This is a genomic window from Conexibacter sp. S30A1, assembly GCF_023330665.1.
Taxonomy (GTDB): Bacteria; Actinomycetota; Thermoleophilia; order Solirubrobacterales; family Solirubrobacteraceae; genus Palsa-465.
Window position 1 is genome coordinate 867,075 of record NZ_CP097127.1, and the last position, 14,463, is coordinate 881,537.

General features: G+C 68.3%; 15 protein-coding genes. 5 read left to right on the forward strand and 10 right to left on the reverse strand.

The features are described from left to right. Nucleotides 1-4: 4 nt before the first annotated feature. From M3M54_RS04310 to M3M54_RS04345, 8 genes are all read right to left on the reverse strand, one after another. Nucleotides 5-1,474 carry an aldehyde dehydrogenase (NADP(+)) gene (locus M3M54_RS04310; protein ID WP_371878617.1) on the reverse strand — a complete coding sequence of 490 codons (1,470 nt, stop codon included), beginning with the start codon at nucleotides 1,472-1,474 and terminating at the stop codon, nucleotides 5-7. Nucleotides 1,475-1,553: 79 nt separating this feature from the next. Further along, nucleotides 1,554-2,462, reverse strand: a complete 909-nt coding sequence (locus M3M54_RS04315) for a dihydrodipicolinate synthase family protein (protein ID WP_249020953.1) — start codon at nucleotides 2,460-2,462, stop codon at nucleotides 1,554-1,556. Nucleotides 2,463-2,579: 117 nt separating this feature from the next. After that, complete coding sequence (locus M3M54_RS04320; protein WP_249020954.1) at nucleotides 2,580-3,314, reverse strand: ABC transporter ATP-binding protein; 735 nt, start codon at nucleotides 3,312-3,314, stop codon at nucleotides 2,580-2,582. Further along, complete coding sequence (locus tag M3M54_RS04325; protein WP_249020955.1) at nucleotides 3,314-4,126, reverse strand: ABC transporter ATP-binding protein; 813 nt, start codon at nucleotides 4,124-4,126, stop codon at nucleotides 3,314-3,316. Before M3M54_RS04325 ends, M3M54_RS04320 begins: the two co-directional genes overlap by 1 nt. Then, nucleotides 4,123-5,178 carry a branched-chain amino acid ABC transporter permease gene (locus tag M3M54_RS04330; RefSeq protein ID WP_249020956.1) on the reverse strand — a complete coding sequence of 352 codons (1,056 nt, stop codon included), beginning with the start codon at nucleotides 5,176-5,178 and terminating at the stop codon, nucleotides 4,123-4,125. The genes M3M54_RS04325 and M3M54_RS04330 overlap by 4 nt, the downstream gene beginning before the upstream one ends. Nucleotides 5,179-5,181: 3 nt before the next feature. Continuing rightward, on the reverse strand, nucleotides 5,182-6,090 hold the full coding sequence (locus tag M3M54_RS04335) for a branched-chain amino acid ABC transporter permease (protein ID WP_249020957.1): 909 nt from the start codon (nucleotides 6,088-6,090) through the stop codon (nucleotides 5,182-5,184). A gap of 44 nt (nucleotides 6,091-6,134) precedes the next feature. Beyond that, complete coding sequence (locus tag M3M54_RS04340) at nucleotides 6,135-7,316, reverse strand: branched-chain amino acid ABC transporter substrate-binding protein (protein ID WP_256465812.1); 1,182 nt, start codon at nucleotides 7,314-7,316, stop codon at nucleotides 6,135-6,137. Nucleotides 7,317-7,487: 171 nt separating this feature from the next. Then, a complete protein-coding gene (locus M3M54_RS04345; RefSeq protein ID WP_249020959.1) occupies nucleotides 7,488-8,525 on the reverse strand; it encodes a proline racemase family protein in 1,038 nt (345 codons plus the stop codon). Nucleotides 8,526-8,597: 72 nt separating this feature from the next. Between M3M54_RS04345 and M3M54_RS04350 the strand changes: the two genes are divergently transcribed. Both M3M54_RS04350 and M3M54_RS04355 read left to right on the forward strand, forming a co-directional pair. Continuing rightward, the gene (locus M3M54_RS04350; protein WP_249020960.1) at nucleotides 8,598-9,671 is read left to right on the forward strand and encodes an ornithine cyclodeaminase family protein; all 1,074 of its coding nucleotides are present in this window, start codon (nucleotides 8,598-8,600) and stop codon (nucleotides 9,669-9,671) included. Nucleotides 9,672-9,771: 100 nt separating this feature from the next. After that, a complete protein-coding gene (locus tag M3M54_RS04355) occupies nucleotides 9,772-10,965 on the forward strand; it encodes a mandelate racemase/muconate lactonizing enzyme family protein (RefSeq protein WP_249020961.1) in 1,194 nt (397 codons plus the stop codon). 27 nt (nucleotides 10,966-10,992) lie between these two features. On the opposite strand, the gene M3M54_RS04360 is transcribed toward M3M54_RS04355, so the two are convergent. Then, the gene (locus tag M3M54_RS04360) at nucleotides 10,993-11,916 is read right to left on the reverse strand and encodes a bifunctional methylenetetrahydrofolate dehydrogenase/methenyltetrahydrofolate cyclohydrolase (protein WP_249020962.1); all 924 of its coding nucleotides are present in this window, start codon (nucleotides 11,914-11,916) and stop codon (nucleotides 10,993-10,995) included. Then, nucleotides 11,913-12,524: a cyclodeaminase/cyclohydrolase family protein gene (locus M3M54_RS04365; RefSeq protein WP_249020963.1), complete on the reverse strand. Its 612-nt coding sequence runs from the start codon at nucleotides 12,522-12,524 to the stop codon at nucleotides 11,913-11,915. Before M3M54_RS04365 ends, M3M54_RS04360 begins: the two co-directional genes overlap by 4 nt. Nucleotides 12,525-12,579: 55 nt before the next feature. On the opposite strand from M3M54_RS04365, the gene M3M54_RS04370 reads away from it, so the two are divergent. Genes M3M54_RS04370 through arfB form a run of 3 tightly spaced genes read left to right on the forward strand, consistent with a single transcriptional unit; the run spans nucleotide 12,580 to nucleotide 14,454 of the window. After that, the gene (locus tag M3M54_RS04370) at nucleotides 12,580-13,581 is read left to right on the forward strand and encodes an asparaginase (protein WP_249020964.1); all 1,002 of its coding nucleotides are present in this window, start codon (nucleotides 12,580-12,582) and stop codon (nucleotides 13,579-13,581) included. Between the two features lie 49 nt (nucleotides 13,582-13,630). Further along, nucleotides 13,631-13,996: a hypothetical protein gene (locus tag M3M54_RS04375; protein WP_249020965.1), complete on the forward strand. Its 366-nt coding sequence runs from the start codon at nucleotides 13,631-13,633 to the stop codon at nucleotides 13,994-13,996. A gap of 23 nt (nucleotides 13,997-14,019) precedes the next feature. Continuing rightward, nucleotides 14,020-14,454 (forward strand): alternative ribosome rescue aminoacyl-tRNA hydrolase ArfB, encoded by a 435-nt coding sequence (gene arfB / locus M3M54_RS04380; protein WP_249020966.1) that lies wholly within the window; start codon nucleotides 14,020-14,022, stop codon nucleotides 14,452-14,454. The last annotated feature ends 9 nt before the right edge of the window (nucleotides 14,455-14,463 follow it).

Sequence of the window (14,463 nt, forward strand, 5' to 3'; positions counted from 1 at the left end):
GCGACTAACGGCCGCCCTCGGCGGCCAGCTGTGGGCGCCCGTCGACCAGACGCGATACCACCGGCTCGTCGCCAAGCTCCGTCGGCAACAGCTCAACCGGGAAACCCTGAAACGCCACGGGCCGGGTGAACCGGTCAATCGCGGCCGTCCCAACCGAGGTCGTCCCCGGGGCGGTCGTAGCCGGATACGGGCCGCCATGCTGCTGCGCGTAGGTGACCGATACGCCTGTCGACCACTGGTTCCAAAGCAGTCGCCCAGCCTTTGTGATGAGGATCGCCGCAAGCTCGCGTGCAAGCTCCTCGTCGGCCTCGGCCGCCAGCGTCGCGGTCAGCTGGCCGTCGAGCCCGGCGGCGAGTTCGAGCAGCTGCTCGTTGCTGTCGTACTGGACGATCAGCACGGTCGGTCCGAAGCACTCGTTCAGCAGCGACTCGCGGTCCGCCGCGACGGCGTCCGCGGTCGTGAGCAGCACCGTTGGCGCGGGAGGATCACTCAGCGCGCCGTCGCCCTCGTTGAGCACCTCAACCGACGGGTGCTCACGCAGCCGTCGCTCGCCCCTGAGGTAGAGCTGGGTTATCCGGTCGTTGAGCAGCGGCGCCGCGGAGGGAAGCTCAAGCGCCCGCAGCGCCTCTACCAATCCCGACCCAGCGGGTGCGAACACCACACCGGGCTTGGTGCAGAACTGACCGGCCCCAAGCGTGAAGGAGCCGATCAGTCCCTCGGCGATCGCGCCGGCGCGCGCGGCGTCCGCCGCAGGCGTCACGAACACGGGGTTCACCGAGCCAAGCTCTCCGTAGAAGGGGATCGGCTCCGGTCGTGCGGCGGCGATGTCATAGAGCGCGCGACCGCCGGCCAGCGAGCCGGTGAATGCCGCAGCCTTGACAAGCGGGTGACGCAGCGCAGTCACGCCGGCCTGCTCCCCGAAGATCACCTGAAAGGTTCCGCCCGGGGCCCCCGCCTGCTCGAGCGCCTCGGCCACAAGCTCACCAGTCCGGGCCGAGAGCCGCGGATGCCCGGGGTGCGCCTTGAGCACCACGGTGCACCCCGCCGCGAGCGCCGCGGCGCTGTCGCCACCGGCAACCGAGAACGCGAACGGGAAGTTCGAGGCGGCAAACACGACCACGGGACCGACCGGCACCCGCAACCTGCGGATCTCAGGCCTTGGCCCCATCGGCCAGTCGGGCTCGGCATGGTCGACCCGGACGTCCAGATAGGCGCCGTCTGAGATTGTGTCGGCGAGCAGCCGCAGCTGGAAGGTGGTGCGAACGAGCTCCGAGCGCAGTCGCGGCTCGCCGAGGTGCGTTTCGGCGATCGCCAGGGGCACAAGCTCGTCGGCCGCCGCGTCGAGTCGTGCGGCGGCCGCGCGCATGGCCTCGGCGCGGCGCTCGCGCGTGAACCCCGACCACTGCGTCCAAGCCGCCTGCGATCGTTCCAGGGCCGCGTCTACTTCCTGCTGCGGGGTGTCAAGCACTTGCATCTCCTCTGGTTGCGAACTCTCCGGGACGGCCGTAGCTGAGCCTGTTTGAGCACGGCGGCTTGCCTTCTGAGGCTACCTGTCAGTGGTAGCCCTTGGCGAGCGCGGCCTCGGTGTCGCGCCGAATCCGGGCCTGCACCTCGGGCGGCAGCGGACCGCGTGGGGGTCGGCACACACCGCCCTTGCGCCCGGCGATGTCCATGGAGAGCTTGATCGCCTGCACGAACTCCGTCTGCGAGTCCCAACGGAGCAGTGAGTGCAGGTCGCGGTAGATGGTGAGCGCCTCACCCAAGGCTGTGGCGTCAGCCGAGGTGATGAGCGCATACAGGTGCGTGGTGGTTGCCGGCAGCGCGTTGGTGTAGCCGGCGATCCAGCCGACGGCGCCGGCGAGTCCGAGCTCGAGCAGCACGTCGTCGGCGCCGATCAGTAGGTCCAGATCGGGCGCCAGCTCAGCGATCTGGTAAGCACGCCGGACGTCGCCAGAGAACTCCTTGACCGCGGTGATCAGGCCCTCGCTGCGAAGCTCAGCCAGCAGCTCCGGCGAGAGGTCCACCTTCGTGTCGTGCGGGTTGTTGTAGGCGACGACCGGCAGGCCCACCTCAGCCGCAGCGCGGTAGTGGGCGATCACGGTGTCGCGATCCGCTCGGTAGCTGTTCGGCGGCAGCAGCAACACCGACTGGGCACCGGCCTGCGCAGCCTGCTCGATCCAGCGCGAAACCTCGAGTGCGCCGTACGCAGCGACCCCCGGCATGACACCGAAGCCATCACCGCCCGCCTGGACAGCGACCTCCACGACCCGCGCGCGCTCCTCCGGCGTGAGCGTCTGATACTCGCCCAGCGATCCGTTCGGGCAGACACCGTCCACGCCCATCTGTGCCTGCCACCGCACGTGTTCGCCATAGGCGTCAAAGTCGACGCTCAGATCGTCGTTGAAGGGCAGCGCGGTGGCGGTGTAGACGCCGCGCCACGGCGCGTCATGTGGGATCGTCATTGCTGTCTCCTCGTCCGGTCAAAGCGGCCGGACGGCCTGGTTCTCGATATATACCATTTCACATGTTACCGCGAGTGAGGGCTCTCATAGCTCGTCTCCGTTAACACTGAGGTCCGGTCAACTGGTTTTCAGGGCGGTCGGCACACTGCCGAGATAGGCCTCAGCGACCCGCTCGTCGCTCGCCAGCGAGGTCGCATCACCCGATAGGACGACCCTCCCCTGCGCAAGCACGTACGCGCGGCTGGCGATCTCGAGCGCGAGGGCGACGTTCTGCTCGACCAGCAGCACGGTTGTACCGGTGCGGGCGATGTCACCGAGCAGGTCATACACCGTGTCGATCTTCTGCGGGTCGAGGCCCAGGGAGGGCTCGTCGACCATCAGCAGGCGGGGTTTGGTCATCATCGCCCGAGCGATCGCAAGCGCCTGCTGCTCGCCGCCAGACATCTTCCCGGCCAGCTCGCCGAGCCGGGGCCGCAGGTTCGGGAACAGTTCGAGCACCTCCTCTGACCGCTGCCGCCTGACCCGCGCGCCGCCGCCGTGCACGTAGTGACCGAGCTCGAGGTTCTCAAACACGGTCATGCTCGGAAAGATGTGGCGTCCCTCCGGGACCTGGACAAGACCGGCGCCCACGCGCTGGTGCGGGCGCTTGTGGTGGAGGTCCTGGCCGGCGAAGCGCACCGTGCCCGACCGCGGTTTGACGGTGCCCGAGATCGCCTTGAGCACGGTGCTCTTGCCCGCGCCGTTGGCGCCCAAAAGCGCCACGATCTCACCCTCGGCGACGTCGAGCGAGATCCCGCTCACCCCCCGGACCGGACCATAGAAGACCGTGATATCGCGCAGCTCGAGGATCATCACTTGCGCCTACGGCCCATGTAGGCGCGGATCACTTCCGGGTCGTTGCGTACCGCCTCAGGCGCCCCGGTTGCGAGCAGCCGGCCACCGTCCAGCACACAGACGTCTGTGGCCAGGTTCATCACCAGCTCGACATCGTGCTCAATCATGATCACCCCGACGCCCGAGGCGTGCACACGGCCGATCAGGTCAGCGAGCGCCGTGCGTTCCACGGAGCTGACGCCGGCGGCTGGCTCGTCGAGCAGCAGCAGGCGCGGTTCGCCGATCATCGCGCGGGCGATCTCCATGCGCTTGCGCATCCCGTAGGCGAGCTCACCCGCCGGACGCAGGCGCGCGTCGCTCAGGCCAACGAAATCGATCCAGTGATCGGCTGCCGCGCGCAGTTCGCGCTCGACCCGGCGGGTGCGCGGCGTGCCGAAGAGGATCGCCGCCAGGTTCGAGACCTCGCGCAGGTGAGCTCCAGCCAGCACGTTCTCAAAGACGGTCATCCGGGGAAAGACGCGGATGTTCTGGAAGGTCCGCCGGATGCCAAGCGCCGCCACCTCGGCGGGGCTCTGCCTGTCGAGCTTCGTGCCGAGGTAGGTGATCGACCCTGCTGAGGCCTTGTAGTAGCGGGTCAGGCAGTTGAACAGCGAAGTCTTGCCGGCGCCATTGGGTCCGATGATCGCCTGCAGCGCGCCCTGCTTGACGGTCAGAGAGATGTCGCTCAGCGCGGTCACGCCGCCGAAGCGCAGCGTCAAGCCCGCCACATCGAGCATCGGCAGCGATGCAGGCTGGCCTTCGAGGACTCCGGTCTGTGGCTGGACGGTCACGATGTGCCGATCCTCGCCGTTGGCTCTTCGCCGCCGTCCGCCAGAGCCGCTGCCTCACTGAGGGTTTCAGCCTGCGTTCTGCGAAACGGCAGGCGGTCCAGCAGGTCTGAGATGCCGCCCTCCGGGATCAGCCCATGGGGACGGAGGATCATCATCACGATCAGCACGAACCCGAAGACCAGCAGCCGCGCCTGCGAGAAGGCCCGCAGCGCTTCGGGCACGCCCTCCACCACCGCGGCTCCCAGCAGCGCGCCCCTGATGCTCCCCATACCGCCGATCGCGACCGCCATCAGGATCAGCAGCGACTCCTGGAAGCTGAAGCTGGTCGGATCGATCGCGCTCAGCGCTGGCGCAAACAGCGAACCCGCAAGCGACCCGAACACGGCGCCGCCAGCGTAGGCGTAGAGCTTGTAACGGTAGGTCTTGATGCCCATCGCCTGGGCCGCATCCTCGTCTTCGCGGATGCACAGCCAAGCCCGTCCGATCCGTGAGTTACGCACCCGCAGTGTTATCAGAGCGCAGATCAGGACCGCCACCAGAAAGGCGTAGTAATAGCTCTGCGCGGTCAGAAAGGTGAGGCCGAAGAGCTTCAGCGGCGGGATGTCGTAGATCCCAATCGCGCCGTTTGTGATCTGCAGGTTGGTGGCAAACGCCTGGATGATCTCGCCGAAGCCGAGCGTCACGATCGCGAGGTAGTCGCTGCGCAGGCGCAGCGTCGGGATGCCCACGAACAGGGCGCCGAGCACCGCGATCGGGATGCCGACGGGGATCGTCGCGATGATCGGCCAGCCAGCCTTGGTTGACAGGATCGCGGTCGTGTAGGCACCGATCGCAAAGAACGCGGCGAAGCCCAAATCGAGCAGCCCCGCGTAGCCGACGACGATGTTGAGCCCAAGGGCCAGCACCATCATCATCTCGGCCTGATAGCCGACCGTTACCCAGTACTCGCTGCCGACGATGTACGGGAAGAGAATCCCGAAGACGACAAGGGCCAGCGCCCCACCCGCCTGCCGGTGGCGGCGGGCGCTGCTGATCAGCGTGGTGGTACCCATCGGCTACATCCGCCGTGCCACGCGCTCGCCCAGGATCCCGGTCGGGCGCAGCCAGAGCACTCCGACCAGCACGCCGAAGGAGACGACGACCGCCCACTGGGCGCCGAACACGCCGGTGCCGATCGACTGCACGATGCCGAGCAGCAGCCCGCCCAGAACCGCCCCGGGGATGTTGCCGATGCCGCCGAGCACCGCGGCCGTGAAGGCCTCGAGCCCGACCGTGAAGCCCATCAGGTAGTTGATCTGGCCGTAGTAGAGACCGGCCATGATCGCTGCCGCGCCCGCCAGGGCGCCGCCGATGAAGAACACGAGCGCGATCACCCGGTCGACGTTGATGCCCATCAGCGAGGCGGCGATGCGGTCCTCGGCGACGGCGCGCATCGCCTTGCCGAGCATCGTGCGCGACACCAGGTAGTAGACGCCGACCGATAGCAGCCCCGCGATCACCACCATCGCGATCTGCGCGTAGGTGAAGCGGGTGCCGAAGATGTAGGTCCCCGCGTCCGAGGTCGTCACCGGGTAGGCCAGGTAGGCGGCACCCCACCCCGGGATGTTCAGGACGCCGTTCTCGAGCACCTGGGAGACGCCGAGCGCAGCGATCATCAGGCTGAGCAACGCCGCGCGGCGCATGGGGCGGTAGACGAGCCGCTCGACGAGCACGTTGGCGGCGCCGGTGGCGATCATCGTCGCCAACCCCACTCCGACGATCACCAGCCACTGGCCGTGCAGGTGGCTCGCGCCCACCGCGCCAAAGATCGTGAAGCTGATGAAGGCGGCGAGCATGTAGAAGTCGCCGTGAGCAAAGTTGATCAGCCGCAGGATGCCGTAGACCATGCTGTAGCCAAGTGCAATGAGCACAAAGAAGGCTCCCAGGAAGATCCCGTCCTCGATTTCGCCAACCAGTAGCTGCATCTGACCTGCGGCTGATCGCTTTGCTTACTTCAGCTGCCCGCTGTTCAGGGCTGCTTGGGCGCGCTCACGTACGCGCCGTGCTTGACCTCGAGCACCACGAACTTGGCGCCCACGCGCGCGCCTGCCTTGGTGAACGAGACCGGCCCGGTGAGGCCGTTGAGGTGGATCTTGTGAAGCGCTGCGATGACCTTGGCAGGTGCGATGCTGTGGGCCTTCCTGGCGGCCGCCGCGAGCGTGTTCATGGCGTCGTAGCCAAAGGCCGAGTAGGGCCCGGGTGCCGAATGGAACTTGGCCCGGTACTGCCTGGTGAACAGGTTCGCCTGCTTACCCTTGAGCAGCTGCGTGGTGCGCACGATCGTCGCGTAGGTGCCGTTGGCCGCCGCGCCCGCGCCCGAGATGAAGGCCGGGTCAACCGTGCTGTCAGCGCCGACGTAGACGACCTTGTTGAGGCCTGCGGCCCGCGCCTGCTTGACCAACAGCGCCCACTGGGCGTAATAGCCGGTCCAGTAAACGGCCTGAACACCGGTGCTCTTGATTACCGAGATGACCGCCGAGAAGTCGGTCGTCGTCGCGGGCACGGCCTGTACGGTCGGGAACTTGATCTTTGCGTGGCGGAAGTCGGCGGCGGCCGCCTGTGCCACCGAGACCCCGAAGGCCGACTGGTCATCGGCGATCAGCACCTTCTTTACGTGCATCATCTTGAAGAAGGCCGTCGCTTCGGTGGCATCTCCCGTGGAGTTGGGGTCAAGCAGGAAGACGTCCTTGAAGTGACCCTGCGTGAGCGCCGGGTCGTTTGCGGACGGCTGCAGGTTCGGCAGGCCGGCGCGCGCCACGATCGGCTCACCCGGCAGCGCCGCACCGGAGCAGTAGTTGCCAACGAAGGCCTGCACCCCCAGCGATACGAGCTTTGCGTCAGCGCTCGCACCGGTCTGTGCCTCACAAGCTGTGTCCTGCTCGTAGAGCTGGATCTTGTGCCCGAGCACACCGCCCTTGGCGTTGATCTGGTCGGCGGCAAGCTGCTCCGCGTCAAAGATCTCGGTTCCGGCCTGGGCGTTTGGCCCTGTCTCCGGCATGGGAACGCCGACCTTGTAGACCGAACCCGAAGCGATTGAGGCCGTTGCATGGCTCCGTACGGTGCTGGCACCACTGAGGCCATAACCCGCCACTGCCACGGCAACGCTTGTGGCGGCCGCTACCGAGAGCAGCCCGCGATTGCGCAATACCATCTTTCCTCCTCATTGACTGCTTCGCCCGCCTGCGCCAAGCGACTCAGGCTGGCCCTCGCGAGACAGTAGCATGGCACATTGCAATGTCAAGGCACCGCAGCCTGCCACGAATCGCGCCGGCCGACGGGCACAGGGGGCATGCTTCCGCGGTGGCGCCGGATGCCGTGGGCCTCAAAATCGCGCCGTCGGCCCCTGCCCCCAGGTGTCGCTGAGCGTGTAGCCGGCGGGCAGCGGATCGCTGGGATCAACGCCGATCTGGCTGACCGCGTACACCCAGCTGCGTCCGGTGATTCGAGGCGTGATGGCATCGAGGTCACCGACCCTCGTGCTGCCGACGATCTCGCCACGAAAGATCGTCGAGAGGATCCCCTCGTGCAGATACTCCTCGCCGTGGGCGATCTGCCCGCGGGCCGCGAGCACCGCCAGGCGTGCGCAGGTGGCCGTGCCACACGGTGAGCGGTCGAGTCGTCCGGGGCTCACTACCGTCGCGTTACGCCCGTGTCCACCGGCGGTCGGCGGCCCGATCCAGGTGACGAAGCCGAGCGTGTTCGCGGCCGGCAGCTCCGGGTGGCGCAGGGTCAGCTGGCTTGAGGCCGCGCGTTTGATCCGCTCGCCGAGCTCAGCGAGCCGATCGGCGCACTCCGGCACGAGCTCAAGGCCGTACTCGGCAGCAGGCACCAGCGCGAAGAAGTGGCCGCCGTAGGCGACATCCATCGGCACCGAGCCGAGTCCAGGAACGTCGACGACGGCGTCGAGCTCGCTCACAAAGCAGGGCACGTTGTCAAACGAGACCGCCACGCACTTGCCGTGCTCGCAGCGAGCGCTGACCCGCACCAGGCCGGCGGGCGTGTCGGCGGTCAACTCTGTGACCGGCTCGCGCATCGCGACGATGCCCGTCTCCAGCGCGACCGTGATCGCGTTGATCGTGTTGGTGCCAGACATCGGCGGGTAGTCGGCGCCCTCCATGATGAGGTAGCCGATGTCGGCGCGTGGGTCTGCGGGCGCCATCAAAAGCACGGCCGATAGCGCCGGCTGGCCGCGTGGCTCGAACAGCAGCTGTCGGCGCAGATCGTCGCGGTGGCGCTCCAGGAAGAGCTTGCGCTCAAACATCGTCTCGCCGGGCACGGCGAGCACGCCGCCGACGACCACGCGCGAGGCCTCGCCCTCACAGTGGGCATCAACCGTATGCAGGATCCGTTCCAACCTCATGCCCGAGCCTCCGGTCGCCAGGGGCGGCGACATATGTGAAATAGAATATGGCACTCTCCTTGGCGCGTACCCATGAACGACACACCTGCGTTCGAGCCATCGAACTCCGCCTGGCCCGCGACGAACACCCCCCGTTTCCTCTCCAAGCAAGCGCTGGAAGAGATGATGTCGGTGGAGCGTGCCGCCGACGCACTCGCCGAGGGCTTTATCGCGCGCGATCCGGCGCTCGTTGAGGGCTTTGCGCGCACGGCGCTGCCGCTGCCCGACCCCAGCTCAGACCCAAGCTCCGGCTCCGGCTCCGGCTCCGGCCGAGAGATGCTGCTGATGCCGGCGACGGGCCCCGAGGGCGCCGGCCTCAAGCTGGTCACGGTGGTCCGCGACAACCCAGGCCGCAGCCTGCCCTTGATCCAGGGCCTGTACGTGCTGATGTCGCGCGAGGGGCTCACGCCAGAGCTGGTCATTGATGGCGGCGCGCTCACCAAACTGCGCACCGCAGCCGTCTCGGTGCTCGCCACGCGCAGGCTGGCGCGCGCAGACAGCAGACACCTCGTGGTCTTCGGCGCTGGGACCCAGGCGCTTGCTCACGTCGAGGCGATGCGCCGCGTCAGGCCAATCGAGCGGGTGACGATCGTCGGTCGCCGGCCGGCCGCTCCCAGCGCCGCCGCACTGGCGGACCGGTTACGGGCTGCCGGCGTGGATGCGGCCGTTGGGGAAGCCGCGGCGATCCGAGACGCGGACTTGGTCTGCACGTGCACGACAAGCAGCGAGCCCGTCTTTGACGACCAAGACGTCCCTGCGGGCGTTCACATCAATGCGATCGGCGCCTACAGACCGGATATGCGCGAGCTGCCGGCCGACACGCTGGCGCGGGCGTTGCTGGTCGTGGAGAGCGTCGAGGCGACCCTCGCGGAGGCCGGCGACGTGCTGGCCGCGATCGAGCGGGCAGCGCTACCGGGCACCGGCTTTGCGAGCGATCTGTGCAGCCTGGTGCGCGGTGAGGTCGCGCGCGCCGACGAGCGGCAGGTGACGGTGTTCAAATCCGTGGGGCTGGCGGTCGAGGACCTGATCGTGGCGCGCGCGATCGCCGACGTGTTGAGCGATACCGACACGGGGACAGCCCCGGCCGAGCACGGGCAGGCCAGGTAGCGAGCGTAGACCTATCCTCCGGTAAAGACATGTGACGTGTCGTATGGTACGGTGCTCGACCGCAGGTCAAGACAACCGAGGACAGCACCGCGAGGGCCCATTGAACGCCACACCGTCACCCAACTCGCAGCACACCCACGAACCTCAGGACCGCATCGCCGCAGCTGGTCAGAGCGTGGCCGGCGCCCGGATCGCGCGGGTCGAGCTCTACTCATACGAGCTCTCATACGTCGGTGGCGAGTACGTCATGTCGCGCGGCCGCGTGGTGAGCACGCTGTCCAGCACCGTCGTGCGCCTGGTCAGTGAGGACGGGCGCTCCGGCTTTGGCGAAACCTGCCCGCTCGGGTCAAACTACCTGCCGGCGCACGCGGCGGGTGCGCGCGCGGCGCTGGCCGAGATCGGCCCGCAGCTGGTCGGCGCCGATGCCGCCAACCCGACGGCCCTTGACCGGATCATGGATCATGCGCTCTCCGGGCACCCCTACGCAAAGAGCGCCGCGAACGTCGCCTGCTGGGACCTGCTCGGCCAATATGCCCAGCGTCCCGTCTGCGACCTGCTTGGCGGCCGCAACAGCAGGCGCTTCCCGCTGTATGTGGCCATCTCGCTCGGCTCACCGGACGAGATGCGCGAGCACGTGCGCGAGCTACGCAGCCGCGGCATCCACCGCTTCCAGCTCAAGCTCGGCGAGGACCCGGTCGAGGATGCCGCGCGTGCGCACGCGGTGGCGCAGGCAACAGAGGGCGACGACGTTGTGGTCGCGGACGCCAACGGCGGCTGGTCACTGCGCGACGCACTCACGGCGGTGAGGCTGATCGATGAGCTCCCAGGGATCTTCCTGGAGCAGCCGTGCGCAACCTTTGAGGAGTGTCTGCGCGTGCGCCGCCGCAGCTCGCTGCCGATGATTCTCGACGAGGTCATAACCGACGTGGCGAGCCTGCTGCGCGCCTGGGAGAGCCACGCGCTCGAGGGCTTCAACCTCAAGATCAGCCGGGTTGGCGGCCTCTCAAGCGCCCGGCTGCTACGCGACATCGGCGAACGGCTCGGCCTGATCGTCAATATCGAGGACTCGTGGGGCGGTGACCTGACGACCGCCGCAGTCAGTCATCTGGCCGCCAGCTCGGCACCCGAGTCGCTGGTGATGGTCTCCTTCATGAACGACTGGACCAACGAGCACATCGCCGGCTACCAGCCGCGCTCGGTCGACGGCTTCGGCGATGCCCCGTACGGCCCCGGGTTGGGGGTCACCGTCGACCTGCACGCGCTCGGACAGCCATTTGCGAGCTTTGAGGGGTAGACGGAGGGAAGGCGCCGCTTGGGCCGCTCAAGCAGCCTGATGCTGGGGCCGCAGAGCGGTCAGCCGCACGAGGTTGCGCACGGCCATCGCAACGGTCATCGGCCCGACCCGTGGCACGAACGCAGAGGCCACATCTAGCACGGAATCATCGAAGTTGCGGAACTGCGAGAAGTTCACGCAGATTGCGCCAGGCTTGATCTCGGCGCCGGTGACCAGCTGGAACTCGCGCGAGGGGACGCCGGTGATGACAACGTCGGCGGCGGCCAGGGCGGCGGCACGGTCCTGGTCACCGTCGCGCATCGCGTAGGCTCGGCGGCCGATCGCCGGCTCGAAGATCACCACGCCATCCAGATCGAGCGAGATCACGGTGGCACCGTCGTTGGCGAGCATCGCCGCCAGCGGTCGGCCAACGATGTCGCTGCGGTTGATCACGCAGGCAACCACCCCTTCCAGCGGCGCCTTTGGGTGGGCGCCAGGGGAGTGCAGGCCAGCCTCCTGAAGCAGTTTCAGGATCCCCAGCGGGGTGCATGGCAGGACCGCGGGTATCTTCCCCGCGTCGTCGACGAATCGACGGTTCTCATAAAGCAGCCTGCTCCAGAAGCTGTGCATGCCCTCGACGTCCTTGCGCGGGTCAACGAGCTCCCGCGCCCAGCGATCCTCCTGAGCGTCGATCAGCGGGTAATAGAGGAAGATGCCGTCAACCGCCGGGTCGGCGTTGGCGGTGCGGATCGCCTCGGCGACCTCCTGTGGCTCAAGCTCCCACAGGTCCATCGTCACTCCGGTCTGCTCGGCGCCGCGGCGCGCGTACTGCGCGTAGGTGTGGGCCGGTCCGTGTATCTGGCTGAGCAGACCCACAAGCCGCAGATCGCGACCCAGCTGCTCGACCCTCGCACGTGTCTGCGCTCGAAACGGCTCGGCGACCGCGGCAGCGTCGATCAAACGGGCACTCACGACGCCCCTCCAGCCTCGCTGAAGAGCATCAGCAGCGAGTCCCGCTCGGCTTGCAGGTCAGCCGCTTCGGGTTGACCCGACGCCTCAAGCGCCGGCAGATTGATCGCGGCGGTTCGCAGCGCCGCGAGGCCGGCGCCACGCAACAGGTCGCGACCGGCCAGAACGTCGCTTGCGATGCTGTTCTTGACCAGCGGCCGGGCCGCGTCCGCCAGCGCCATCCCGTCCGCTGCTGCCCGGGCAAGCGCCAGCGGTACGCGCGTCGCGCTCAGCGTGGCGATGCTGATCGCCGCGACGCGGGCGGCCCGCTCGGCGTCGCTCTCACGCGGCATCCGGTAGGCGTCCATCAAGGTGTCAAACGCGTTGACGTCCTCGTCAGCGGCCTGCACGAACAGCTTCCGCAGCTCGCCGGCTCGCACATCAACCTGCTGAAGCTGCGTGGTCGCAGTCTCGTCCGCCGCCCTGAGCGTCACCCGCACCGCCATCTGCACCAGGCCCACGCCGAATGCCCCCACGACCGCGGCGATCGCTCCGCCGCCCGGTGTCGGATCGGCCGAGGCCGTGCGTGCCAGCAGCTGCCCGGCGCTCGCTTCCCAGAGGCTGTCGGTCACGCTCGGGCAGCATAGCGACGCCAGCCAGCGGGTACCGTTGGCAACGGCGCAGCCGATGGCAATCGCAGACCACGACAGCACGGGACAAACAATCGCCCGGCCAACGGCGGTGATCGCCACCGGTGGCACGATCGCGATGGTCACAGACCCCGCTTCGGGCCGGCGACTGCCACGCCTCGGCGGGGTGGAGCTGGCCGCGAGCGTCCAGGGGCTCGAGGCCCCGCTTGAGCACCTGCAGCCCTACACCATTGCCAGCGAAGACGTGACCTTCGAGCACTGGCTGACGCTGGTGCGGGAGATCGCCCGGCTGGCAGGCGACCATCACGGGATCGTGGTGATGCACGGCACCGACACAATGGAGGAGGCGGCACACTTCATCAACGAGTGTGTGCCCGGAGCGTCAGTTGCTCTCTGCGGCGCGATGCAGCCGCCCGGGACGCTCGGCTATGACGGCGGCCGCAACCTGCGTGACGCGGTGACGGTCGCCCGCGACCCCGTCGCCTCCACACTCGGCACGGTCGTGGTGATGAACCACGAGGTTCTGCCCGCCTGGGACGTGGTCAAGGGCGACTCGGTCGCGCTCAGCGCCTTTGCCACGCGCCACGGCACGCGCATCGCGACCGTTCACGACGGGCATCTGCGCCTGCTCTCGCGCCCGCTGTGCTTCAACTGGCTGGGCGCGATCCCGCCCCACGCGCCCGACCCGGATGCCGTTGCCTACGTGCGGCTCACCGCCAGCCCGAGTCGTGAACGTTTCCTGGGCTCGGTGGCCGACGCTGACGGGGTTGTGGTCGACGCGCTCGGCGCAGGTTCGGTACCGGCCGCGATCAGGGATGACCTGCTCGCGATCGGTAGGAAGGTGCCGACCGTGCTGACGACCAGGACAGGCTCCGGGCCGGTGCAGGCAGAGGACTCCTATCCGCACGCCTGGGACGACATGCTCGCCGCCGGCATCATTCTCGAGAAGCGACTCGACGGCCCGCGAGCCCGGCTCAGGCTCGCACTCAGCCTGGCGCTCGGCCGGCCCTACGAGCCGTTCGAGCCACGGTTGCGATAATTGACAGGCGGCGTCACGCGCCGCGCAGCAAGCGACCGAGGAGCAGCTGATGGCCGACCTGGAACTGCGTGATGGTGAGCTGGTGCTGGCGCTCAGCACGGCGGAGAAGCTCGAGGGCGTCCACGGCGACCTGCACGCGCCGCTTGCGGCCGTGGTCGGAATAGACCTCCTGGACGACGCGCACGCTCCGGCCGGCATCAGCGCCGGAGTCAAAATCGGCACGCGTCTGCCGGGCGTGATCGAGGTCGGCACCGTGCAGGGACTCAAGCGGCGGCTGTTCGCCGCTGTGCACCACGACACTCCACGCGGCCTGAGGGTGCGTCTTCAGGGTCTCGCCTACGACGAGTGGATCGTCGGCCTGAGCGACCCGGAGGGCAAGCTCGCGGAGCTGCAGCAGCACCTTCCGCTCGGCTGACCGCGGGCTGCCATGCGCTGCCGGTGGCTACCGTCAGGTGCGCGATGGAGGATCCGATGCCAGTTGGTGACCGCACAGCCGTGCCGCTATCGGAGGTGACTCTGCGCGCGTCACGCTCCTCGGGACCGGGTGGCCAGCACGCGAACGTGACCGCCTCGCGGATCGAGGCTGTCTTTGACGTCGAAGCATCGGCGTCGCTGAGCGCCGAGCAGAAGCGCCGGCTAGTCGCCAGGCTCGGCCCGCAGGTCACCGCGGTCGCCCAGGACGCCCGCAGCCAAGCCCAGAACCGGGAGCTTGCGCTGACCCGCCTCAGGCAGCGGCTCGAGCAGGCACTCGCCGTACCCCGGCCGCGCACGCCGACCCGCCCGAGCAGGGCGTCGCTGGCGCGCCGGGAGGCGCAGAAGCGGGCGCAGGCCGAGCGTAAGCGCGCCCGCCAGCCACCGGAGCCGGAAGGCTGAGCCGCGCGC

Coding starts and splice junctions, on each gene's coding strand:
- M3M54_RS04370 (WP_249020964.1), top strand. CDS start 12,580: ATGGCAATCGCAGACCACGACAGCACGGGACAAACAATCGCCCGGCCA.
- M3M54_RS04320 (WP_249020954.1), bottom strand. CDS start 3,314: ATGATCCTCGAGCTGCGCGATATCACGGTCTTCTATGGTCCGGTCCGG.
- M3M54_RS04350 (WP_249020960.1), top strand. CDS start 8,598: ATGAACGACACACCTGCGTTCGAGCCATCGAACTCCGCCTGGCCCGCG.
- M3M54_RS04315 (WP_249020953.1), bottom strand. CDS start 2,462: ATGACGATCCCACATGACGCGCCGTGGCGCGGCGTCTACACCGCCACC.
- M3M54_RS04335 (WP_249020957.1), bottom strand. CDS start 6,090: ATGCAGCTACTGGTTGGCGAAATCGAGGACGGGATCTTCCTGGGAGCC.
- M3M54_RS04330 (WP_249020956.1), bottom strand. CDS start 5,178: ATGGGTACCACCACGCTGATCAGCAGCGCCCGCCGCCACCGGCAGGCG.
- M3M54_RS04345 (WP_249020959.1), bottom strand. CDS start 8,525: ATGAGGTTGGAACGGATCCTGCATACGGTTGATGCCCACTGTGAGGGC.
- M3M54_RS04375 (WP_249020965.1), top strand. CDS start 13,631: ATGGCCGACCTGGAACTGCGTGATGGTGAGCTGGTGCTGGCGCTCAGC.
- M3M54_RS04310 (WP_371878617.1), bottom strand. CDS start 1,474: ATGCAAGTGCTTGACACCCCGCAGCAGGAAGTAGACGCGGCCCTGGAA.
- M3M54_RS04340 (WP_256465812.1), bottom strand. CDS start 7,316: ATGGTATTGCGCAATCGCGGGCTGCTCTCGGTAGCGGCCGCCACAAGC.